This window comes from Lachnoanaerobaculum sp. Marseille-Q4761, from assembly GCF_017565785.1.
Classification (GTDB): domain Bacteria; phylum Bacillota; class Clostridia; order Lachnospirales; family Lachnospiraceae; genus Lachnoanaerobaculum.
On the sequence record NZ_JAGEKB010000001.1, the window covers coordinates 985,417 to 1,008,196 of the forward strand.

Genomic DNA, 22,780 nt, shown 5'->3' on the forward strand with positions numbered 1-22,780 from the left:
ATGTCTGAAAAAATAAACGGATATGACTATGACTGGGCAAACAGTGAAAATATGGTCCTTTGCGGGGCAAGCTCTTATGTTCAGAAGTATTATTTCAATGAAAAATTTAATCTTTTTCCGGAAGAAATAAAGAATGAATTAAAAATAATGTGTGTGTCTTTTGCCGAGGAGGCAGGAGGCATACTCACTTTGGAATTTGACAATTCGGGAGATTTAAAATTCTGCGTAAGAGTTGATGACGGAGATTTTTACTTTGATGAGATAGAGAGCGGTCTGAAGATAAGTTCATATCAGAGAAAGAAGGAAGAACTATTGTCACAATTAGAATTATTTTATAGAATGATTATTTTGGGAGAGCATGTAGAGTGAATATGCTTGATAAAACAATATATTATATAAAAAAATATGAAAGTGTTTTGCTGTATCTCATTTTCGGGGTGCTTACAACATTTGTAAATATAGTGGTATACTATATTTTATTTAACCATGTTCTTTTATCAAATATACTCAGCAACGGTATAGCATGGGTGGCAGCGGTTATATTTGCTTTCATAACAAATAAAATATGGGTGTTTAAAAGTAAAACACTTGAGATAGAGCAGGTAATAAAGGAGCTGATTGCATTTTTCTCGGCAAGATTGTCTACAGGTCTTTTGGATATGGCAATAATGTATGTCGGAGTGGATTTATTAAAGGTAAATTCCATATATTCAAAAATTATTTCCGGTGTGGTTGTAGTTATTCTTAATTATATTTTTTCAAAGCTGTTTATTTTTAGAAAGAATAAGGAATGAAATTAAAGGGTTTTAAAATTGGAAATATAAATATAGAGGGCGGATTGTGCCTAGGACCAATGGCAGGTGTAAGCGACTTGCCATTTCGTCGTTTATGTAAGGAAATGGGAGCATCACTGCTTGTAACCGAGATGGTGAGTGCAAAGGCGATTTATTTCAAAAATAAAAACACCGAACCTCTTATGAAAATTGATAAAGATGAACATCCTGTTGCATTGCAGCTTTTCGGTTCGGACCCGGATATAATAGCTTTGATTGCGGCTCAAATAGAAAACAGAGATTTTGATATATTTGATTTTAATATGGGTTGCCCTGTGCCGAAGATAGTAAATAACGGTGAGGGTTCCGCACTTATGAAAAATCCTAAGCTTGTGGAGGAGATACTTTCAAAACTTGTAAAAAGTGTAAAAAAGCCTGTTACCCTAAAGATAAGAAAAGGATTTAATGAAGATAATATAAATGCTGTAGAGATAGCAAAGATAGCTGAGGCATCAGGTGTAAGTGCCATAGCGGTGCATGCCAGAACCAGAGAGCAGTATTACTCCGGAAAGGCGGATTGGAGCATTATAAAAGCTGTAAAGTCCGCTGTAAATATTCCTGTAATCGGCAACGGTGATGTTACAGACGGTAAGAGTGCAGAGGAAATGTATGAATATACCGGTTGTGACGGAATAATGATTGCCAGAGCGGCAAGAGGAAATCCCTGGATTTTTAGAGAGATAAGGGATTATTTTTGTTCTAAAACGGTAGAAAAACCTGCCAAAGATGAAGTGATAGATATGATTTTAAAACATTGCAGGCTTCAAATGGAGTATGATGACGAGATTATGGCTGTCAGAAAGATGAGAAAGCATGTTGCATGGTACACTCATGGTATGAAAGGTTCATCCACACTTAGAGACAGGGTAAATCATATTGAGAGTTATAATGAATTGGAACATTTGTTAAGAACTGTATAATGCATTTAATTTTTAATACAAAATTATTAATTAAATACAGAAAAATATGGTACAATAGTGGCAGAGTATGTGAATGTAATATTTTATATAAATTTGGGGTATTAGAGTTTACCGGCAATTAAATTTACATATCTATTTTACATCTCAAGTGGAGGAGATATGAATAGAAAAGAAGAGTATAAGAGAGTTGTAAAATTCGGCTCGGCAGCTATTATATTGCTTATTGAAGTTGGACTTTACTGGGCATTATGGCAGTTTTATCTGAATAATATAATAGAAATAGAAGTCAGATTCTGGAGGAGAGGAATCTGGCTGTTGGCGGCAATGTATGGAGCGCTGTTGTTTTTCTTTTTACAAACATATGGCGGATTAAAAATCGGTTATCTGAAAAGAGGCAATATAATATATTCCCATATGCTGTCGCTTTTTATAGCAAATACAATAGGGTATTTGATACTGGCATTGGTGGATAAAAAGTTTCATTCACCGGTATCATTTATTCTTTTGACCACAGTAGATGCTGTATTGGTATGTATTTGGGTTTTTTTGTTTCAGTGGATATACAGCAACTTCTTTCCGCCAAGAAGACTTCTTGTAGTATATGGTGTCAGACCTGTGTTTTCCATAATGGAAAAGATAGGTGCAAGAGATGATAAATACATTATCGGCGGTGTAATGAGTATAAATGCCGGTATTGATGATATAATGAAGAAGGCTGAGGAGTATGAGGGAATAGTTGTAGGTGATATACCGTCACATGAGAGAAATCTGATTTTAAAAAAATGCTATGACTCAAGTATAAGGGTATATATGATACCTAAGATAAGTGATATATTGGTGAGAACTTCGATCAATTTAAATTTGTTTGATACTCCTATATTGCTTTCCAGAAATGAAGGACTGCAAATAGACCAAATGGTGGTAAAGAGGATTATAGATATTGTAGTCAGTATAATAGGGATAATAATTACCTTACCGTTGTTTTTGATATTTGCTACGGCAATATACCTTACAGACAGAGGACCGGTATTTTATAAACAGGTCAGATTGACCTTGAACGGCAAGCTGTTTGAAATATATAAATTCAGGACCATGCGTGTGGATGCTGAGAAGGACGGTATAGCAAGGCTGGCGGGAGAAGAGGATGACAGAATCACCGGAGTTGGAAAAATTTTAAGAGCAACAAGATTTGATGAACTTCCACAGCTTTTTAATATAATAAAGGGTGAAATGAGCTTGGTGGGACCAAGGCCGGAAAGACCTGAAATTGCAAAGGAATATATGAAGGAGCTTCCGGAGTTTTCCATGAGACTTAAGATGAAGGCGGGGCTTACAGGATATGCACAGGTACATGGAAAGTATAATACAACTCCATATGATAAATTAAAACTTGACCTGCACTATATAAGAAACTACAGTATATGGATGGATCTTATTCTGATAGTTTTGACTCCGAAGGTTTTGTTTATGAAAGAGTCCACAGAGGGCGTAGGTGAAGGCGAAATCAATGCAAACGGTAAGACTAAATAGTTTGAAAAACAGGATGTATTTAATGCAATCCTGTTTTTTTTATGATACAATGAATGCACATGACAAATTCTATTTTTATAAAGATTCGTAATAATATAAAAATCTGTTTATTCTATTCATATGTTGACAAACCCGAATTAAACATATACAATAAAACAAGAACATACATTCGATGGAGGTTGTAATGAAGAAGGAAAAAGGTTCCAAAACAACACAACAAATAAAAAAAGTAATGGAAAAAAGCGAGAAGCAGGCAGCACTTGAATCTGCGCTGACACAGATAGAGAAAGCATATGGTAAGGGCTCGGTAATGAAGCTTGGAGATGAAAATACACATATGCATGTAGAAACCATACCTACAGGTTCACTTGGACTTGATATAGCACTCGGCGTAGGCGGTATTCCAAAGGGAAGAATTATAGAGGTTTACGGTCCTGAATCATCAGGTAAAACCACAGTGGCACTTCATATGGTAGCCGAAGCACAAAAGCTTGGAGGAATCGCCGCATTTATTGATGCGGAGCATGCACTTGATCCGGCATATGCGGAAAAAATAGGTGTAAATATAAATGAATTATATGTATCACAGCCGGATAACGGAGAGCAGGCTTTGGAAATAACAGAGACCATGGTAAGATCAGGTGCTGTTGATATTATAATAGTAGACTCTGTAGCGGCACTTGTACCAAAGGGTGAGATAGAGGGCGATATGGGAGATTCTCATATGGGCTTGCAGGCAAGACTTATGAGTCAGGGGCTTAGAAAACTTACAGGTATAGTAAGCAAGAGCAATTGTATCGTCATATTTATAAACCAGCTCAGAGATAAGATAGGAGTAATGTTTGGAAGCCCTGAGACCACTACCGGAGGTAGAGCCTTGAAGTTTTATGCTTCTGTAAGACTTGATGTAAGAAAGGTTGAGCAGATAAAGCAGGGTGGAGAACTGATAGGCACCAAGACCAGAATAAAGGTTGTTAAAAACAAAGTGGCACCGCCGTTTAAAGAGGCGGAGTTTGATATTATGTACGGACTCGGTATATCAAAGTCAGGAGAAATACTTGATTTGGCTGTTGCAAGTGATGTTATAGACAAGGGTGGTGCATGGTATTCCTATGAAGGCAATAAGATAGGACAAGGCAGGGAGAATGCAAAGAAATTCCTTATGGACAATCCGGAGATTTGTAAAAAAATAGAAGAGCAGGTTAGAGAAACCTTTAAGACAACGTCCGAAAATGACGATAAGCAGATAGAATATGATTCGGTAGATGATGTGGAAGATGAAGAGTTTGACGGTTCATTGATAGAGAATGATATTGAAGAAACAAATGGAATAGAACTTGAGGAAGAAGATTGATTATAAGTGATATCATTCCTTTAAATACTAAAAAAAGTAAAATTATTTTTCTCGACGGTGAGAGTATTGCTCTTTATAATGGTGAAATAAGGAGAATGGATATCACTGTCGGCAGAGAAATATCCGAAGAGGAATATTATATAACAGTCTACCCTATACTAAAAAAGAGAGCCTTTGCAAGACTTTTGCATATATTGGAAAAGTCATTTAAATCGGAAAATGATATAATAAAAAAGCTAAGACTCTCTTTTTATCCTGAAGAAGCCATAAAAGAGGCTATAGAAAAGGCTAAGAAATTCGGTTATATAGATGATGAAAGATATGCCGAGAGGTATATTAATACCTATAAGAACAGATACAGTAAGCTGAAATTAAAGTATAAACTGATGGAAAAGGGTATAAATAAAGAAATCATAGACAATGCTTTGGAATCCTGTTCTGTAGACGAAATACCTATGATTAAAAAGCTCCTGAATAAAAAACATTATTTTGAAACTGATGAAACGGAAAAAAAACAAAAGATAATAGCCTCAATAATGAGACAGGGATTTAAATATCAAAAGATAAAAGATGTAATAAATGACACTTCTATAGGCGAATAATGCCTGTGGAAGTGTCATTTTTTGTAAGATTATTAGGGTGATACGGTAGTTAAATAACAAACATAATTGTTAAATAAACTACTTTTCAGAAAAGTATTATCAAAATAATAAAAAAAGTATATAATGTAAGCATAAAGTTCGTATCAAATAAATATAAAGATATGTTCTCTTATTATTTCATGAAATATACAATTTAAAATCTATATATGTGAGATATTTGCATATATTAAAGCTGCCGATAAAACGGTTAAATAATTCTAGGAGTAAGAGGTATGAGTAGATTAGAAATCGTCTCCCCAAGTAGAGCCAGAATTGTTATGGAGGAGCTGTACAAAAACTTGGAAAGAAGAATCGAGGCATCTCCTCCGGGACTTTGTCCGGTTGATATGTCAAGAGCCTTCTTGGAACTGGCTCATGCTCAAACTTGTGGTAAATGTGTACCATGCAGGATTGGGCTTGGACAACTTGAAAAGCTGATTGAAAATGTATTGGATGGTAAGGGTAGCATGGCGTCTTTGAAGCTGATGGAAAAGACTGCCCTTAGCATAATGGAATCAGCAGATTGCGCCATAGGCTATGAAGCGGCAAATATGGTGTATAAGGGTATTATAGGATATAGAGATGACTATATCGAACATATAGCACATGGAAGATGTACATGCTCATATAATCAGCCTGTGCCTTGTGTAAACCTGTGCCCTGCTCAGGTAGATATACCCGGATACATTGCCTTGATAAAAGAAGGAAGATATGCGGATTCTGTCAGATTGATAAGAAAAGACAATCCGTTCCCTACTACTTGCGGTTTTATCTGTGAACATCCATGTGAAGCCAGATGTAGAAGAAATATGGTGGATGATTCGGTCAATATTCGTGGTTTAAAAAGAGTTGCTGCAGATTTTGCGGGAGAAGTGGATCCTCCCAAATGTGCACCGTCTACAGGTAAGAAGGTTGCAATACTCGGTGGCGGACCAGGTGGACTTAGTGCGGCATACTTTTTGCAACTTATGGGACATCAGACAACAGTATATGAGATGTTACCGGAACTTGGCGGTATGTTAAGATATGGTATACCAAATTACAGATTGCCAAAGAACAGACTTGATGATGATATTAAAGCGATTTTAAAGACCGGAGTTAAGGTTAAACATGGTCTTAAGATCGGAGAGGATATCTCTATTAATGATTTAAGAAATGCCTATGATGCGGTACTTATAACCATCGGTGCAAGTACGGATAAGAAGCTTGGTCTTGAGCATGAAGATGCTACAGGTGTTGTTTCCGCTGTAGAGTTTTTGCGTGATGTAGGTAAAAATATTATAAAAGATCTTACAGGCAAAAATGTTTGTATCGTAGGTGGAGGAAATGTATCCATGGATGCGGTAAGAACCGCAAAGAGAATGGGTGCAAAGAAGGTAAGTATTGCATATAGAAGAAGAGTTGCGGATATGACCGCATTGCCGGCTGAGATTGAGGCGGCAGTTGCAGAGGGAGTAGAGCTTAGAACTCTTATGGCACCTTCTGCTATAGATGTGGATGAGAATAATAATATAAAGGGGCTGTATGTAAAGCCTCAAATGATCAGTGCTATTAAAGACGGAAGAGCAAGTGTAAAGGCAACAGGTGAGGAAGATGTTTATATTCCGTGCGATATACTTGTGGTAGCAATAGGTCAGAATATAGAAACAAAGCATTTTGAAGAAGCAGGAATCCCTGTATCCAATGGAAAGATAATTACAGATTCTACAGGTGCATTTAAGGAAATGCCGGGAGTTTTTGCCGGAGGCGACTGTGCCAGCGGACCTTCCACAGTTATAAAGGCAATCGGTGCGGCTAAGGTGGTAGCGGCAAATATTGATGAATATTTGGGATACCATCACGAGATAAGTGTAGATGTAGTGATACCGGAAGCAGGTCTTGAAGATAAGAGTCCTTGTGGCAGAGTGGAGCTGACAGAGAGAGAGGCTTGTGAAAGAGTTCTTGATTTTGAAGGCGTTGAAAATTGCATGACGGAAAAAGAAGCAAAGCAAGAAGCAGGCAGATGCTTAAGATGCGATCACTTCGGCTTCGGTATTTTCAAAGGAGGTAGGGAGAGTATATGGTAAACTTAACTATTGATAATGTACCTGTTTCCGTAAAAGAAAATACTACTATTATGGAAGCGGCTGCAAGTATAAATATAGATATTCCAAAATTATGTTTCTTAAAAGGTTTGAATGAAATAGCGGCATGTAGAGTATGTGTTGTTGAATTAAAGGGTAAAGATAAGCTTATTACCTCATGCAATAATGTTTGTGAAGAGGGTATGGAGATCTTTACAAACAGTAAGAAGGTAATCAGAGATAGAATAAAAACAGTGGAATTGATACTCTCACAGCATGATAACAGATGTGTAATATGTGCAAAGAGCGGAAACTGTTCACTTCAAAAAGTTGCAAATGATTTAAACATACTTGAGATACCTTTTGCCGTTGAGTTGGAAAAACAGCCGTGGAATAAAAATTTTCCGCTTATAAGAGATTCTTCCAAATGCATTAAATGTATGAGATGTATACAGGTTTGTGACAAGATGCAGACCTTGAGTGTTTGGGATTTACATGGAACCGGAGCAAGAACGACGGTCAATGTAACCGGATATAAAAAGATTGAAGAAGCAGACTGTTCTCTTTGCGGACAGTGCATAACACATTGCCCGGTGGGTGCATTAAGTGAAAGAGACGATACTTCAAAATTCTGGGAGGCTATTGCCGATCCGGAAAAGACAGTGGTTGTGCAGATAGCACCTGCTGTTAGAACAGCTTGGGGTGAGGTTTTTGGACTGAAGGATAAGGATGCTACAGTTGGAAAGATAGTGGATGCATTAAAGAAGATGGGTGCAGACTATGTATTTGATACTTCCTTCTCAGCAGATCTTACAATTATGGAAGAGGCAAATGAATTTGTTCATAGGTATACTAACGGATTGATTGGTGACAGACCTATGTTCACATCCTGTTGTCCGGGATGGGTAAGATTTATAAAATCACAATATCCGAGAATGACAAAGTCTCTTTCAACAGCCAAATCTCCACAGCAGATGTTCGGTGCTGTAATGAAGTCTTATTTTGCTGAAAAAATCGGAGTAAAGCCTGAAAATATGGTATCGGTTTCCATTATGCCATGTGTGGCTAAAAAAGGCGAAAGAGAGATGGAATTCTTCCATGGAGAATATGCCGGTCATGATGTAGATATTGCATTGACCACAAGAGAGCTTACACGTTTGATAAGAGCGGCGCATATAGATCCGAAGAGTCTTGAAGATGTGGTAGCTGACAGACCTATGGGAGATTATTCGGGAGCAGGAGTAATATTCGGTACTACCGGAGGTGTTATGGAGGCTGCTCTTAGAACCGCATACAGCGTTATTAAGAAGGAAAATCCTCCTGCAGATGCGTTCAAACCTGTCAGAAGTAAGGCGTTCCAGGAAAATGACGGAACTATAGAGGCAACGTTTAAGATAGACGATATAGAACTTAATATTGCTGTAGTGAGTGGACTTGGAAATACCAGAAAGCTTTTGAACAAGATTGAAAGAGGCGAGGCGAAGTATGACTTCGTGGAAGTAATGGCATGCCCCGGCGGTTGCGTAGGCGGTGGCGGTCAGCCTGTTAAGGATGGCTATGAACTTGCATTTAACAGAGGAAAGAAACTCTACTTCCTGGATGAGAAGTCTGAAATAAGGTATTCACATGAGAATAGAGATATTATTGCTCTATATAATGAATATTTTGAAAAGCCGCTCTCACATAAATCACATGCATTGTTGCATGTACATGAGTAATCATACATAAGGTTTTATATGTGAATATTTAATTTGGCTGAATAAGTGTTTTGTAAAATCGGTATATAATATTTATTGTGTTTTCTGAGGAGGTGCCTTTCTGAGGCATCTCCTTGTATTGTTATATTTGATAAAGAATTCTCTTGTTTTGTCCTTTTTGGAACGGGATTATATGGTAAATTCAAGTTAACAACCCCCATTTCAAATGGGGGTTTAATTTTAACCCCTCCGGGGTATTTCTCCGGTTCCGCCAAGGGCGGGATTTCGCAGTACCATTTTTATCGGTAGCCTCCTAAAGAAGGCTCTTCTACTTTCTTCCGTCCGCTACCTTATCATTTTCTTCTTGTTCCTTAATATATTTCAAGATTGTTTCTTCATTTACATTTCCTACTGTTGATACATAATATCCTCTTGCCCAAAAATGACGATCGCCCCATTTATTTCTATACTCAGGATGTCTATCAAATAGCATTAATGCACTTTTACCTTTTAAATATGACATGAATTCCGATACACTTATTTTTGGTGGAATTGCTATATACATATGAATATGATCTATACATACTCTTCCATCTATCAACTTTACCTGTTTCATCTCACACAACTTTTTTATTATTTCCACCAAATCTTTTTTTGTTTCTCCATACATGATTTTTCTTCTGTATTTTGGTATAAAAACAATATGGTAAGTGCAATTCCAACGTGTATGTGTTATACTTTGATTATCCACTTGGATACCTCCTATGCTTTGATATGGCCTGCGAAACCAATATCATTATAGCATAGGAGTTTTTAATACTCTAAGTAACGCTTCGGCTTTGCCGGTTCCCCCATCTCAGATGGGGGATTAATAGCTTTTTTCATTTATATTTCAGGTTTTATTAATATTTGTAAAGTAATGATTGTAAAAAGAAATCGGAATAATTTCATCAAGGTCAATGTGATTTTCGAGTAGAGTAAGAAACAGATGTTTGTCAGATTCAAAAATATCTTTACAATCTTCGAAAATATCAGGCAAAGAGAGTTGTAGGTCACAGGCTGCTTGATTTGAAACTTGATTTTATGAAAGAGTTAAGAGCTGCAAGGATTATAAAATTAAAAGACACAAGATATATAGTAGCTCGACTATAACGAAAAAATGGGAAAGTTTTGAAAATATTAAAAAAGTAGTTGACAAGAAGAGGAATATTCTTGTATAATGTCTAGGCATTGCGAAAGAAAGCAAATGAGGAGAAGTACTCAAGAGGCCGAAGAGGCGCCCCTGCTAAGGGTGTAGGTCGGGCAACCGGCGCGAGGGTTCAAATCCCTCCTTCTCCGCTTCTTGTTTAGAAAAGTAAAAAGTTCTTGACAAGATAAAAATGACATGATAAACTGTCTAAGTTGCTCAGGAAGAGCAATAAAAAGTTCAGAAAAACTTAAAAATAATTTAAAAAAGTTGTTGACAAGATAAAATGAACTTGATATAATAGCTAAGCTGTTTCAAACAGCAAAGCAATGAACCTTGATAATTTAAGATTAAACAGTACACACAACCCTGAAAATTTGCATATTTCGCATATTTTTCTTAGTGAAAGTGAGCGTAAGCGAAACTTGAATTTAGAAAAATAGCGCACCTCGTCGAGCGTAGCGAGACGATGGTGTTACATATAAATATGATGAGATTTCAGATGCATTTTTCACTTGATGAAAACGAGCGAAAGCTTGTTTCATATCTTAGTGAAAAACTAGTTCTTCGTATTAGTGAAACGAGTGCGATAGAACAACCTTAAAAAACAGTAGATCTGTGAAAACAGATGCAAGCTAGCGAGAAGGCTAGATTAAACTTTTATATGAGAGTTTGATCCTGGCTCAGGATGAACGCTGGCGGCGTGCTTAACACATGCAAGTCGAACGAAGCTGCTTAAAGAAAGTTTTCGGATGGAATTTAGGTAGACTTAGTGGCGGACGGGTGAGTAACGCGTGGATAACCTGCCTTATACAGGGGGATAACGGAGAGAAATTTCCGCTAACACCGCATAAGACCACAGCACCACATGGTGCAGGGGTAAAATATTTATAGGTATAAGATGGATCCGCGTCCGATTAGCTAGTTGGTGAGGTAGAGGCTCACCAAGGCGACGATCGGTAGCCGGCCTGAGAGGGTGAACGGCCACATTGGGACTGAGACACGGCCCAAACTCCTACGGGAGGCAGCAGTGGGGAATATTGGACAATGGGGGAAACCCTGATCCAGCGACGCCGCGTGAGTGAAGAAGTATTTCGGTATGTAAAGCTCTATCAGCAGGGAAGAAAATGACGGTACCTGACTAAGAAGCCCCGGCTAACTACGTGCCAGCAGCCGCGGTAATACGTAGGGGGCAAGCGTTATCCGGATTTACTGGGTGTAAAGGGAGCGCAGACGGCAATGCAAGTCTGAAGTGAAAGGCGTGGGCTCAACCCATGAACTGCTTTGGAAACTGTATAGCTTGAGTGTCGGAGGGGTAAGCGGAATTCCTAGTGTAGCGGTGAAATGCGTAGATATTAGGAGGAACACCGGAGGCGAAGGCGGCTTACTGGACGACAACTGACGTTGAGGCTCGAAGGCGTGGGGAGCAAACAGGATTAGATACCCTGGTAGTCCACGCAGTAAACGATGAATACTTGGTGTCGGAGAGATAAACTCTTCGGTGCCGCAAGCTAACGCATTAAGTATTCCACCTGGGGAGTACGTTCGCAAGAATGAAACTCAAAGGAATTGACGGGGACCCGCACAAGCGGTGGAGCATGTGGTTTAATTCGAAGCAACGCGAAGAACCTTACCAAATCTTGACATACTCTTGAATAGCCTTGTAATGAGACTAGTCCTTCGGGACAAGGGATACAGGTGGTGCATGGTTGTCGTCAGCTCGTGTCGTGAGATGTTGGGTTAAGTCCCGCAACGAGCGCAACCCTTGTCGTCAGTAGCCAGCATTAAGATGGGCACTCTGACGAGACAGCCGGAGATAATCCGGAGGAAGGTGGGGATGACGTCAAATCATCATGCCCCTTATGATTTGGGCTACACACGTGCTACAATGGCGTAAACAAAGTGAAGCAAAGCTGCGAAGCCAAGCAAATCACAAAAATAACGTCTCAGTTCGGATTGTAGTCTGCAACTCGACTATATGAAGCTGGAATCGCTAGTAATCGCAGATCAGAATGCTGCGGTGAATACGTTCCCGGGTCTTGTACACACCGCCCGTCACACCATGGGAGTCATCAATGCCCGAAGTCAGTGACCTAACCCACACTGGTAAACATAAAGCTGTGATAAGGATACGAGAGAGTAAGCCGCAAGGCTTATGAACGAGTATACTTATATGATATAAAGAATAGCAGTAAATTGTGTTTAGCAGTGTGGGAAGGAGCTGCCGAAGGCAGGGAGGATAACTGGGGTGAAGTCGTAACAAGGTAGCCGTATCGGAAGGTGCGGCTGGATCACCTCCTTTCTAAGGATTTAGTAGGGGTTGTGAGTACTGTTTAGTTTTAGATTACTAAGGTTTAAAACTAAATAAAACATTATTGGTGTCGATGCGTCTAGGGGACACACCCGTTCCCATTCCGAACACGATGGTTAAGACCTAGTCGGCCGATGGTACTATATTGGAGACGATATGGGAGAGTAGGTGGATGCCAATTTATGGGGGTGTAGCTCAGTTGGGAGAGCACCTGCCTTGCAAGCAGGGGGTCAAGAGTTCGAATCTCTCCATCTCCATCGCCAGAGAACTTAACAAAAAACTTCTTTGGCACAAATGTACCTTGAAAACTGCATACCAAACGAGAAATTATATAAATATTTTATAATTAGACATCCGAGGTATTAATTGCGAAAGTAATTAATATTTTAATAACAATAATAAATTTTAAACATAGTGTATGATACACGCTAGTGTCATACAAACACTAAATCTATATGATTTAAGAGGTTAAACATAAAGAGCGTAGGGTGGATGCCTAGGCACTGACAGCCGAAGAAAGACGTGACAAGCTGCGAAAAGCTGCGGGGAGAAGCACATATTCAGTGATCCGCAGATGTCTGAATGGGGAAACCCGCTTGGAAGGACTCCAAGCATCTGTATGCCAATACATAACATACAGAAGGGAACCCGGTGAACTGAAACATCTAAGTAGCCGGAGGAAAAGAAAACAACAGTGATTGCGGGAGTAGTGGCGAGCGAAACCGTAAGAGCCCAAACCGTGGTGCGTGCACTGCGGGGTAGAGGACTGCAAAAGGAGAAAGATATATTACCTGAACCGTTTTGGAAAAGCGGGCCAAAGAGCGTGAGAGCCGTGTAAGGGAAAATGTATAAAATCCTGCAGTATCCGGAGTACCACGAGACACGAGAAACCTTGTGGGAAGCAGGGGGGACCACCCCCCAAGGCTAAATACTAGTCAGTGACCGATAGCGTATAGTACTGTGAAGGAAAGGTGAAAAGAACCCCGGGAGGGGAGTGAAAAAGAACCTGAAACCCTATGTTTACAAACTGTGGAACACCGCAAGGTGAACCGCGTACTTTTTGTAGAACGGTCCGGCGAGTTACATGTACAGGCAAGGTTAAGTATTAAAGATACGGAGCCGAAGGGAAACCAAGTCTTAATAGGGCGAGTTAAGTCAGTATGTGTAGACCCGAAACCGGGTGATCTATCCATGTCCAGGTTGAAGTTTGCGTAAAAGTGAATGGAGGACCGAACGCACATCCGTTGAAAAGGGTGGCGATGAGGTGTGGATAGGGGAGAAATTCCAATCGAACCCGGAGATAGCTGGTTCTCCTCGAAATAGTTTTAGGACTAGCCTCGTTAACAGTCTACCGGAGGTAGAGCACTGAATTCTTGCGGGGGCGTCAAAGCCTACCAAGAGATATCAAACTCCGAATGCCGGCTAGATGATAAACGGGAGTCAGACTACACGAGATAAGTTGGGTAGTCAAAAGGGAAAGAGCCCAGACCTACGGCTAAGGTCCCAAAGTGTGTGTTAAGTGGAAAAGGATGTGGGATTTCAAAGACAGCTAGGATGTTGGCTTAGAAGCAGCCATACATTAAAAGAGTGCGTAACAGCTCACTAGTCGAGAGGTCCTGCGCCGAAAATGTCCGGGGCTAAACACAACACCGAAGCCTGGGAATGTAGTAATACATTGGTAGAGGAGCATTCTTATAAGCGTAGAAGCCATACCGGAAGGAGTGGTGGAGTAATAAGAAGAGAGAATGCCGGAATGAGTAGCGAGAAAGAGGTGAGAATCCTCTTGGCCGAATATCTAAGGTTTCCTGAGTAAAGCTGATCTACTCAGGGTAAGTCGGGGCCTAAGGCAAGGTCGAAAGACGTAGTCGATGGATAACAGGTACAGATTCCTGTACTACATATAATCAGAACTGTGGGGACACGGAGACTAAAAACCGAACCCGGGAGGACAAAAACCGGGGTAAGCGAAGTACCTGTATGGGAGGCAAAACCACCATGCAAAGGGAAAACGTGATGCGTACCGAAAGTTAGTAGGGAAGTCGGATAGGGAGCCGTCAAGAAAAGCCGCTATTGCATTATATGTACCCGTACCGCAAACCGACACAGGTAGATGAGGAGAGAATCCTAAGGCCGGCGGGAGAAGCATTGTTAAGGAACTCGGCAAAATGACCCCGTAACTTCGGGAGAAGGGGTGCCACTTTAAAAGAGTGGTCGCAGAAAAAAGGCTCAAGCAACTGTTTAGCAAAAACACAGGTCTATGCGAAACCGTAAGGTGAAGTATATGGGCTGACGCCTGCCCGGTGCCGGAAGGTTAAGAGGAGAAGTCAGGAAACGAAGCTTTGAATTGAAGCCCCGGTAAACGGCGGCCGTAACTATAACGGTCCTAAGGTAGCGAAATTCCTTGTCGGGTAAGTTCCGACCCGCACGAAAGGCGTAATGATTTGAGCGCTGTCTCAACAATGCACCCGGTGAAATTGAAGTACCAGTGAAGATGCTGGTTACCTGCGCCAGGACGGAAAGACCCCATGGAGCTTTACTCCAGTTTGGTACTGGGATTCGGTAATACTCGTACAGGATAGGTGGGAGACGTTGAAGCATGAACGCCAGTTTATGCAGAGTCGCCGTTGGGATACCACCCCTGTATTGCTGGATTTCTAACCTGCAGCCGTGAACCGGTTGGGGGACAATGCCAGACGGGGAGTTTGACTGGGGCGGTCGCCTCCGAAAGAGTATCGGAGGCGCTCGAAGGTTCCCTCAGAATGGTCGGAAACCATTCAAAGAGTGCAAAGGCAGAAGGGAGCTTGACTGTGACACCGACGGGTGGAGCAGGTACGAAAGTAGGACTTAGTGATCCGGTGGTATAAAGTGGGATTGCCATCGCTCAACGGATAAAAGCTACCCTGGGGATAACAGGCTTATCACTCCCAAGAGTTCACATCGACGGAGTGGTTTGGCACCTCGATGTCGGCTCATCGCATCCTGGGGCTGTAGCAGGTCCCAAGGGTTGGGCTGTTCGCCCATTAAAGCGGTACGCGAGCTGGGTTCAGAACGTCGTGAGACAGTTCGGTCCCTATCCGGCGTGGGCGTAAGATATTTGAGAGGAGCCGTCCTTAGTACGAGAGGACCGGGACGGACTGACCGCTGGTGTACCTGTTGGAGAGTAACTCCATGGCAGGGTAGCTATGTCGGGACGGGATAAACGCTGAAGGCATCTAAGCGTGAAGCCCCCCTCAAGATGGGATATCTCATGTGAAAACAGTAAGACCCCTTGAAGACTACGAGGTAGATAGGGCCAAGATGTAAGTACAGTAATGTATTAAGTTGATGGTTACTAATAGGTCGAGGGTTTAACCAAAAGATAGGAAGATTTATGTATATAATCGGAAACATCATCAAATCTACAAGTGAATTTGAGATGTGCTTTCTTACTAAGTTTTAAACAAAGTTTTAGCTAAGTAAGAAATGCAGTTTGGTAGGCAGTTTTGAAGGTGCATTTTTCTTGGTAAGTACAAGCGAAGTACGAGCTTAGAAAATAGCGTACTTGAATTTATGAAGTAAGTTCATGGTATTGCCTTTATTCAAAAAGATATGGCCCGATGGCTCAGTTGGTTAGAGCGCCGCCCTGTCACGGCGGAGGTCGTCGGTTCGAGTCCGATTCGGGTCGTTACTTAAAGTATTCCAGCCTTTAAGTTTATATATGGGATCTTAGCTCAGCTGGGAGAGCATCTGCCTTACAAGCAGAGGGTCACAGGTTCGAGCCCTGTAGGTCCCATCATCTTGGAAAAGATGGTATTGACATTGTATTAACCTTATGTTAGTATAGTGTACATGCCGATATGGCTCAATTGGCAGAGCAGCTGATTTGTAATCAGCAGGTTATCGGTTCGAGTCCGATTATCGGCTTTTACTCTTCGGAGTAAAAGTAAAGAACTTAATAAGTTATGGGGGAATTCCCGAGAGGCCAAAGGGGACAGACTGTAAATCTGCTAGCACTGCTTTCGGTGGTTCGAATCCACCTTCCCCCATTGTTCAGTCACTCTTTTCAAGAGTGAGTTTTATTCTGAATATAGTTGTCGCGGGGTAGAGCAGTCTGGAAGCTCGTCGGGCTCATAACCCGGAGGTCGCAGGTTCAAATCCTGTCCCCGCAATATGCCTTGATAGCTCAGTTGGTAGAGCAGAGGACTGAAAATCCTCGTGTCACTGGTTCGATTCCGGTTCAAGGCATTTATTCTTTTATGGGATACTAGCTCAGGTGGTAGAGCACTTGACTTTTAATCAAGTTGTCCCGGGTTCGAGTCCCGGGTGTCTCACGATTTTATGGCTTAAGTAGATATATCTATTTGAGTCTTTTTTTGTATTTAAGAGAGTTGAATGAGGAATGAAGGTTAGGTGGCTTGGTAAAGCAGAGGCTTTGATATTAACTAATGATAAAATCTATGATGTTATATCTATAGAGCGAGGTTGGTATAGGGTTATAGATGACAGTGGTGAAGATTATTTGTATCCTCCTGAGGTGTTTGAAATTGTTGAAGAAGATAATAAAATTAAAAAATCATATGGTTCAATCACATGAGCTTACTCTAAAGAGGGAAGAGACTGAATATATAACCAATGTTATTATTTGGGATAATCAAGTAGTTGTTTTACCTAAGTAATATTACGACATTAAATCAAGAATGGTTTCGGAGCGATTTAAGAGATTTGTATATTAGTATGAAATGCTTTATGATGGAAAGTGATAAAAATAGGATTTATTTTTATAATTATAGGAGAATTTCTTCGGATGAAGAGCTGAGGAAAGTACAGATACTATTGAAGAACTGTTAAAAATATTTGAGTAAAAGAGGGGAATATGGTAGAGAATATCAGTATTGAGGGGATAGCTTATATTGTAGAAAGAATAGCAGAAAGAGCAAGAGAAGCATCAAGAGACTCAAAAGAAGATAGGGAAGATTGCTTTAAAGGTGGAAGAGCGTTGGCGTACTATGAGGTTTTAGATATTTTAAGAACAGAACTTGATGCAAGAGAAATAAGTTTAGATAAGATAGGTTTAGACTTTGACTTGGAAAAGGAACTGTTATAATATTAGTTGGTAAAATACTTGAGAAAAAACTTAAAATTAGTAGTAATATAATATGGGGGAAGTGTAATGAAAAAAGAGAAGATAAGAGAGGCAAAAGAGTCTTATCAGGATTATTTAGACAGGTTATCTATGCTGTTATACCCTATTAAATTAACGAATGAAGAAGTTGAAGAATTAATAAAAGAAGGTCGTATTAAACCACTTTATGAAGTATAAATAAAATATTCAAGGTATAATATGAATTTAAAAGATGAGATTATGAAGATAATTAGATATTGTAAAAGGGATTTGAATGCAGTACTCAAATCCCTTTTGTGTTTATAAAGTATTATTATTTGATAAGCATACTCTTGGCTATAAATGCCATACCTCCGAAAATAAGCACCAGCATCACTACCCAGTCAAAAAGTGACAGGTACTGAATATAGAATCTGGTTGATTGTATCAGGCTTGCTAAAATCAAGATAACACTCAGTACCAAGGCTACCTTTGAAGCCATATTGGTTTTTATAAACAACCAAATCAAAGAAAAGATAAATGGTACCATTACAATCCCCGAGTTAATATACATACCCATCAGACGCATACCTCCGCCCCAGAAGGAATTGGTCACAGTCACCTTTTGCGATAAGAAGAACAAACCTACTACCATCATGATAAGTCCACTCCAGAAAAATAAATAAAAATCATTCTTTCTACTCATTCGTTCTATCTCCTCTCTATTATGCTTGCTTTCAGCAATTATTTTGGCTTGATTCTATCATATTATAGATATTATGTAAATTGATTTTAGTTTAAGATTTAGAAAAATTATCCAAACTCTATTATTTCGGGTTCTTTATTCAAACTGCAGATATTTGCTTTTGCATTTTTTAGATAAAAAACAGCTGTATTGCCATCTCCTACCGCATACATAGTCTTTAGGTTTGGGTTTGCCTCAAGCATCGCCGCCTGAGCCTCCAATCTTTCATCATACACGGCATCCGCATCCAGTCTTATCCACTTGTCTTCCACCATACCGCTTATTGAAATCCTTGGATGAGCCAGCATCTGTTTTGCAACCTGCTTTTTTAGCCCGGTCTCTATATATAATTTACCTTCAAAGATATTTTGGGCTCCAAAGGGGCGAACCTGCGGGTTGCTATACTCATCAACTGTTGCCAGATACCATATTCCTGCTCTTTTTAAAAATTCAAATACTCTTTCCATATGTACCTCCTATATACAATAAATGACTTAAATAGGCATCTCACCACCTATCTAAGCCATCTTTTACGAATCGGAATGACAAGACTTGAACTTGCGACCTCTTGACCCCCAGTCAAGTGTGCTACCAAACTGCACCACATCCCGTGATTATTTTCTACATCGCCTATTATATAAGATTTTTTGTAGATTGCCAACCGGAAAATTCTTTATTTGTAGATAAATTTAAAATTTAAAATTTGAAAGCAAAATTTTATACCGATTTAAAAATACATTATTTAACCTGAATTATTCACCACAGTAGATTTGGCTTAAAAAGCCTACAAGATAATTGTTTTATAAAGCTATCTCGTTTGTAAGTTGGAAAATCACCTGAAAAAAGGGTGCACTATCCCTATGTATCAAAAATAGTCATTTGATATTGGATTATCAAGGCTCATAAGTTACTACTATTCCAACTGTAGTGGCAGTTTCATAATGTTTGAAATCGTTTCATAGAATTCTTTCTTATAAGGACAACTGCTACACAATTTGAGTACTATATATCTTGCCTTATTTACTACTTTTGCAGCTACTTTTAGCAACTTTAAGCGAATGGTATTGATTTGCTGCTTTCTCATATTTGTAGAGAGCACCAATCGCCTAAACCAATTAAACAGGTTGTATGCAAGAGCATGTACCTGTAAACGATTTGCGTTGACTACCTTGGTTCGACTGCTTACTGAAGAAAAATCAAACCCTGATTTTCCTTCTTTTATGAAGTTCTCCATCTTGCCACGCCCACAATAAAATTGAATTACTTTGTGTGGTTCTGATTTCATTGTAGTGACAATAAAAGTATATAGGTGAATAAACTGATTATAGGGTTTTTCTACTTTAAAAACAACTCTCCTTGGATGCGACCAACTTCCTGCCTGATAATAGAACTCACCGTATTCCACCATATAATCCGTTTGATTTTCACGGGCTGCTCTAAATAATGCTGTATCAGCATCTGCAGCGTATTTTATCAATGTTCGGTTTTGCTTCAAGCGGATTGCATACTTACAGTCGTTATCTTCGCAAGCCTTGTATAAATCAGGAGAAGCAAAACCGCTATCACCACGAAGATAAAGAGGGAGCGATGGATATTTTGCACGGTATTCCTGTAACAGTGGAATCATGAATTTGTCAGCATCATTACTACAATACTGTGTGCCGTTACGAAGTTCAGCCTTTAAAAGATCACCTGTAATTCCGTCATAGCAAAGTAGTGGATGATAACCGTGAGCCTGATAATGAAAGTTAAAACCTTCGCCTTCCTGATTGCCGTAGGTGTTAAGCAGTGTAGAATCAAGGTCAAACAACATGTGCTCCGGAGCCTTAATAGAATAGACAATATCACGCATTTTTGCATTTATAGAATCAAGCTGTGTAAGAGTGTCGTTGTCCATTCTATTCCAAAAACGAGATAGTGTAGGTTGAGAAGCCAAGGCTTCTTTTTCCAAAATAGATGTTAATACCGGATCATTAGTCAGTTCATCTGCACAATCATCCTCAAAATAGGCTGCTATAATTTGGTAGAGCATCTGCATAAGGTTATCAGAATCTGTATGAATACGGCTGTTTGTATGGTCATTGGTTTTGAAGAGCTTTTTCACAAGCTTTATAAGACCTACTTTTGCAGCGAATTCTTTGATGAGGAGCAGCCCTCCATCAGAAGAGAGATTTACACCGTTAAAATTTATTTTAATTTTCTTGTTGCTTTCAAGTGAAATAGTGTTTAAAATTGACATAAGAGGACTTCCTTTCCTTGGCATTGTTTTGATTTGACACCTTAATTTTACCAAGAAAGAGGTCCTTTTTCTATTCACTTTTTAGGTGAAAGTAAGAAAGTTTTGTAAATGCAGTAATTATGTGGCTTTCAGCCGCAGACATAGCTATGCTATGAATAATTTAGGTTTAAACTTCACTATATATTTTAAAATAAAATTACTTTCGAGAATAACATTTCATATATCGATAAAAGTTGACATCATATACAGATGTTGTATAATATTAACCAATGTTTAAATTTATCTTTAGAAATGATAAATTTTTATTTGCTATATAAAGATATATTTAAAATAATTTATTTTAAGGGGTTAGTATGAAAAAAAGATTTTATTTAGCATTATCAACTATTGCGATCGGTACTATGATGTCAATGCCTGTGTTTGCAGGATCTTGGAAACAGGATAATGCAGGTTGGTGGTATGAGAGGGATGACAAAAGCTTTCCGGTTTCAACTTGGGAACAAATAGACGGTTCGTGGTATTATTTTAATGAACATGGATATATTCTTTATAGTCAATGGTTTGGAAATTACTATCTTAGTTCTACAGGTGCCATGCTCACAAATACCATTATTGATGGGTATCAAGTAGGTGCGGATGGTGCATATATACCCTCTTCACAGCAATCAGGCGGCAGTACTCAAACCAGCAATAATAATACTTCAACAACAAATAATACTACATCAGCAGCTGCATCTACTGTAAGTTCTGCTCCTACAACAACTATAAATAACAGAGCAACTGACTATATATTGAATAAAAGCAGCCATGTATTCCATTATTCAAGTTGTATATCTGTGCAAAAAATGAAAGAACGTAATAAGATTCCATTCAGTGGTGCAAGGGATGAGGCTATTTCCAGAGGATTTAGACCTTGTCAGATATGTAATCCTTAGTTCTTCTAAATTTAATAATTTTACCTCACTTAATATATTCATTTGTTTATTTTTGTTTACAAAGCTATATTTTTATATTATTGTAGGATTATGTAGATAATTCAGCATATATTATTCAAAATATTTTATGGATAGTATAATGGTATTTAGCAATATAATAATATAAAGTATGGAGGTTATTATGGCAAATCTTGTAGACTATGTAAAATGGCGTGGAGATTTATCCTTTGAGATTTCTCCTTTTAATGAGATTGACAATGCGGTTTTTTCGTTGTTATCCTATATTGATTTGAAAGACTTACAAACAGAAATAAACTCTACCGGTATTTCCATCAAAGATGTCTGCAAGTATTTAATTGCCGGTGGATATCAATATGGATATATGAGTGAGATAACCTTGGATTTTTTGAATGAACTTCTATCTTCAAAACGATTTGGAAATGTAATGATAGTTGACTATGTGGACCTTTATCATGAGAAAAAATATCAGTTTTCCTCAACAGGATATTTATATAAGGAGAATAATATATATCTTGCGTTCAGAGGAACGGATGACAGTATTATAGCTTGGAAGGAAGATTTTATGATGAGCTTTTCCGTTATACCGGCACAGAAGTTTGCTCTCAGCTTTTTAAAAAAGGTATTTTCCAATCATCCGGATGCAAAGTTTATAGTCGGCGGACATAGCAAGGGTGGGAATTTGGCGCTTTATTCATCTGCTATGTGTGATAAATCCCTGCAAGACAGAATTATCACAATATATAACAATGACGGTCCCGATCTTTGTGAGGAAGTCATTAATAATGATGTTATGAATGCTATAGAGCGTAAGTTGATTAAAATAGTACCGGAGTTTTGCATTGTCGGAATGATCTTTAACAGTACAAAAAATCTGAAGGTTGTAAAGTCTGATAATATAGCATTTCTACAGCATGATATACTTAATTGGAATTGTCTTGGTACAAGCTTTGAGCCTATCTCTGATGTAACTAAAGAGGCAAATAAATTTAATAATCTACTGGACAAGGTTTTGGAACACACCGACTTGGACAAGCGCCGGGAGTATGTAAATAATTTCTTTGATAAAATAATAGATGCAGGCACTACCAGGCTTCCCTGGGGTAAGAAAAACAACTCATAAGAAGTCTTTATAGGATGTATTAAAATAAATTTGTTCAGAGTTATTTCTGTGATCTATAAATAAAAAAAGAGAAGCTAATCTGCCTGATGGCTACCTTCTCTTTTT

Annotated in this window: 19 protein-coding genes, 10 tRNA genes and 3 rRNA genes; 26 read left to right on the plus strand and 6 right to left on the minus strand. The window is 39.0% G+C overall.

What is annotated here, in order from left to right:
* The 8 genes from J4O15_RS04525 (at position 1) to J4O15_RS04560 (ending at position 9,059) form a co-directional block, all read left to right on the plus strand.
* Positions 1–369, plus strand: coding sequence for a DUF6145 family protein (locus J4O15_RS04525; protein WP_208099862.1), 369 nt, complete (start codon positions 1–3; stop codon positions 367–369).
* Between the two features lie 2 nt (positions 370–371).
* Positions 372–794: a GtrA family protein gene (locus J4O15_RS04530; RefSeq protein ID WP_208100269.1), complete on the plus strand. Its 423-nt coding sequence runs from the start codon at positions 372–374 to the stop codon at positions 792–794.
* On the plus strand, positions 791–1,753 hold the full coding sequence (gene dusB, locus J4O15_RS04535) for a tRNA dihydrouridine synthase DusB (RefSeq protein ID WP_208099863.1): 963 nt from the start codon (positions 791–793) through the stop codon (positions 1,751–1,753). Before J4O15_RS04530 ends, dusB begins: the two co-directional genes overlap by 4 nt.
* 159 nt (positions 1,754–1,912) lie before the next feature.
* On the plus strand, positions 1,913–3,283 hold the full coding sequence (locus J4O15_RS04540; protein ID WP_208099864.1) for an exopolysaccharide biosynthesis polyprenyl glycosylphosphotransferase: 1,371 nt from the start codon (positions 1,913–1,915) through the stop codon (positions 3,281–3,283).
* A gap of 184 nt (positions 3,284–3,467) precedes the next feature.
* Positions 3,468–4,637: a recombinase RecA gene (gene recA / locus J4O15_RS04545; RefSeq protein WP_009220224.1), complete on the plus strand. Its 1,170-nt coding sequence runs from the start codon at positions 3,468–3,470 to the stop codon at positions 4,635–4,637.
* On the plus strand, positions 4,634–5,239 hold the full coding sequence (locus tag J4O15_RS04550) for a regulatory protein RecX (protein WP_208099865.1): 606 nt from the start codon (positions 4,634–4,636) through the stop codon (positions 5,237–5,239). Before recA ends, J4O15_RS04550 begins: the two co-directional genes overlap by 4 nt.
* Before the next feature lie 272 nt (positions 5,240–5,511).
* Positions 5,512–7,344 (plus strand): NAD(P)-binding protein, encoded by a 1,833-nt coding sequence (locus J4O15_RS04555; protein WP_208099866.1) that lies wholly within the window; start codon positions 5,512–5,514, stop codon positions 7,342–7,344.
* Positions 7,338–9,059, plus strand: a complete 1,722-nt coding sequence (locus J4O15_RS04560) for a [FeFe] hydrogenase, group A (RefSeq protein ID WP_208099867.1) — start codon at positions 7,338–7,340, stop codon at positions 9,057–9,059. Before J4O15_RS04555 ends, J4O15_RS04560 begins: the two co-directional genes overlap by 7 nt.
* A 14-nt stretch (positions 9,060–9,073) precedes the next feature.
* Here the strand turns inward: J4O15_RS04560 and J4O15_RS04565 are convergent, their stop codons facing one another.
* Together J4O15_RS04565 and tnpA are read right to left on the minus strand one after the other, a co-directional pair.
* A complete protein-coding gene (locus tag J4O15_RS04565) occupies positions 9,074–9,313 on the minus strand; it encodes a hypothetical protein (protein WP_208099868.1) in 240 nt (79 codons plus the stop codon).
* A gap of 53 nt (positions 9,314–9,366) precedes the next feature.
* A complete protein-coding gene (gene tnpA, locus J4O15_RS04570) occupies positions 9,367–9,795 on the minus strand; it encodes an IS200/IS605 family transposase (protein WP_156791601.1) in 429 nt (142 codons plus the stop codon).
* A gap of 493 nt (positions 9,796–10,288) precedes the next feature.
* Between tnpA and J4O15_RS04575 the strand changes: the two genes are divergently transcribed.
* From J4O15_RS04575 to J4O15_RS04645, 16 genes are all read left to right on the plus strand, one after another.
* Positions 10,289–10,376, plus strand: a tRNA-Ser gene (locus tag J4O15_RS04575).
* Between the two features lie 320 nt (positions 10,377–10,696).
* Entirely contained in the window at positions 10,697–10,828 is a 132-nt protein-coding gene (locus J4O15_RS16130; RefSeq protein ID WP_279545634.1) for a hypothetical protein, read from the plus strand.
* Between the two features lie 56 nt (positions 10,829–10,884).
* Positions 10,885–12,526: ribosomal RNA gene (locus J4O15_RS04580) — 16S ribosomal RNA — on the plus strand.
* A 72-nt stretch (positions 12,527–12,598) separates the two neighbouring features.
* Positions 12,599–12,716 (plus strand): 5S ribosomal RNA (gene rrf / locus J4O15_RS04585).
* Between the two features lie 3 nt (positions 12,717–12,719).
* Positions 12,720–12,792 (plus strand) — tRNA-Ala (locus J4O15_RS04590).
* A 209-nt stretch (positions 12,793–13,001) separates the two neighbouring features.
* Positions 13,002–15,890 (plus strand): 23S ribosomal RNA (locus J4O15_RS04595).
* Together the 16S, 23S and 5S rRNA genes with 8 tRNA genes alongside form the textbook arrangement of a ribosomal RNA operon.
* Before the next feature lie 235 nt (positions 15,891–16,125).
* Positions 16,126–16,199, plus strand: a tRNA-Asp gene (locus J4O15_RS04600).
* A 35-nt stretch (positions 16,200–16,234) separates the two neighbouring features.
* Positions 16,235–16,307 (plus strand) — tRNA-Val (locus J4O15_RS04605).
* Between the two features lie 58 nt (positions 16,308–16,365).
* A tRNA-Thr gene (locus tag J4O15_RS04610) sits at positions 16,366–16,438 on the plus strand.
* 40 nt (positions 16,439–16,478) lie between these two features.
* A tRNA-Tyr gene (locus J4O15_RS04615) sits at positions 16,479–16,560 on the plus strand.
* A gap of 49 nt (positions 16,561–16,609) precedes the next feature.
* A tRNA-Met gene (locus J4O15_RS04620) sits at positions 16,610–16,683 on the plus strand.
* A 3-nt stretch (positions 16,684–16,686) separates the two neighbouring features.
* Positions 16,687–16,759 (plus strand) — tRNA-Phe (locus J4O15_RS04625).
* 13 nt (positions 16,760–16,772) lie between these two features.
* Positions 16,773–16,845 (plus strand) — tRNA-Lys (locus tag J4O15_RS04630).
* Positions 16,846–16,913: 68 nt separating this feature from the next.
* A complete protein-coding gene (locus tag J4O15_RS04635; RefSeq protein ID WP_208099869.1) occupies positions 16,914–17,108 on the plus strand; it encodes a hypothetical protein in 195 nt (64 codons plus the stop codon).
* Positions 17,109–17,387: 279 nt separating this feature from the next.
* Positions 17,388–17,618: a transposase gene (locus J4O15_RS04640; RefSeq protein ID WP_208099870.1), complete on the plus strand. Its 231-nt coding sequence runs from the start codon at positions 17,388–17,390 to the stop codon at positions 17,616–17,618.
* A gap of 66 nt (positions 17,619–17,684) precedes the next feature.
* Positions 17,685–17,834, plus strand: a complete 150-nt coding sequence (locus tag J4O15_RS04645) for a hypothetical protein (RefSeq protein ID WP_208099871.1) — start codon at positions 17,685–17,687, stop codon at positions 17,832–17,834.
* A gap of 115 nt (positions 17,835–17,949) precedes the next feature.
* Here the strand turns inward: J4O15_RS04645 and J4O15_RS04650 are convergent, their stop codons facing one another.
* The 4 genes from J4O15_RS04650 to J4O15_RS04665 form a co-directional block, all read right to left on the minus strand.
* Entirely contained in the window at positions 17,950–18,321 is a 372-nt protein-coding gene (locus J4O15_RS04650; protein ID WP_009221029.1) for a hypothetical protein, read from the minus strand.
* A 107-nt stretch (positions 18,322–18,428) separates the two neighbouring features.
* On the minus strand, positions 18,429–18,827 hold the full coding sequence (locus J4O15_RS04655; protein WP_208099872.1) for a pyridoxamine 5'-phosphate oxidase family protein: 399 nt from the start codon (positions 18,825–18,827) through the stop codon (positions 18,429–18,431).
* Between the two features lie 70 nt (positions 18,828–18,897).
* A tRNA-Pro gene (locus J4O15_RS04660) sits at positions 18,898–18,971 on the minus strand.
* A 302-nt stretch (positions 18,972–19,273) separates the two neighbouring features.
* Complete coding sequence (locus J4O15_RS04665) at positions 19,274–20,599, minus strand: IS1380 family transposase (protein WP_208099873.1); 1,326 nt, start codon at positions 20,597–20,599, stop codon at positions 19,274–19,276.
* 353 nt (positions 20,600–20,952) lie between these two features.
* Here J4O15_RS04665 and J4O15_RS04670 point away from each other — a divergent pair, with 353 nt between their 5' ends.
* Both J4O15_RS04670 and J4O15_RS04675 read left to right on the plus strand, forming a co-directional pair.
* Complete coding sequence (locus J4O15_RS04670) at positions 20,953–21,534, plus strand: Ada metal-binding domain-containing protein (protein ID WP_208099874.1); 582 nt, start codon at positions 20,953–20,955, stop codon at positions 21,532–21,534.
* Positions 21,535–21,715: 181 nt separating this feature from the next.
* On the plus strand, positions 21,716–22,675 hold the full coding sequence (locus tag J4O15_RS04675) for an Mbeg1-like protein (RefSeq protein WP_208099875.1): 960 nt from the start codon (positions 21,716–21,718) through the stop codon (positions 22,673–22,675).
* Positions 22,676–22,780: the final 105 nt, after the last annotated feature.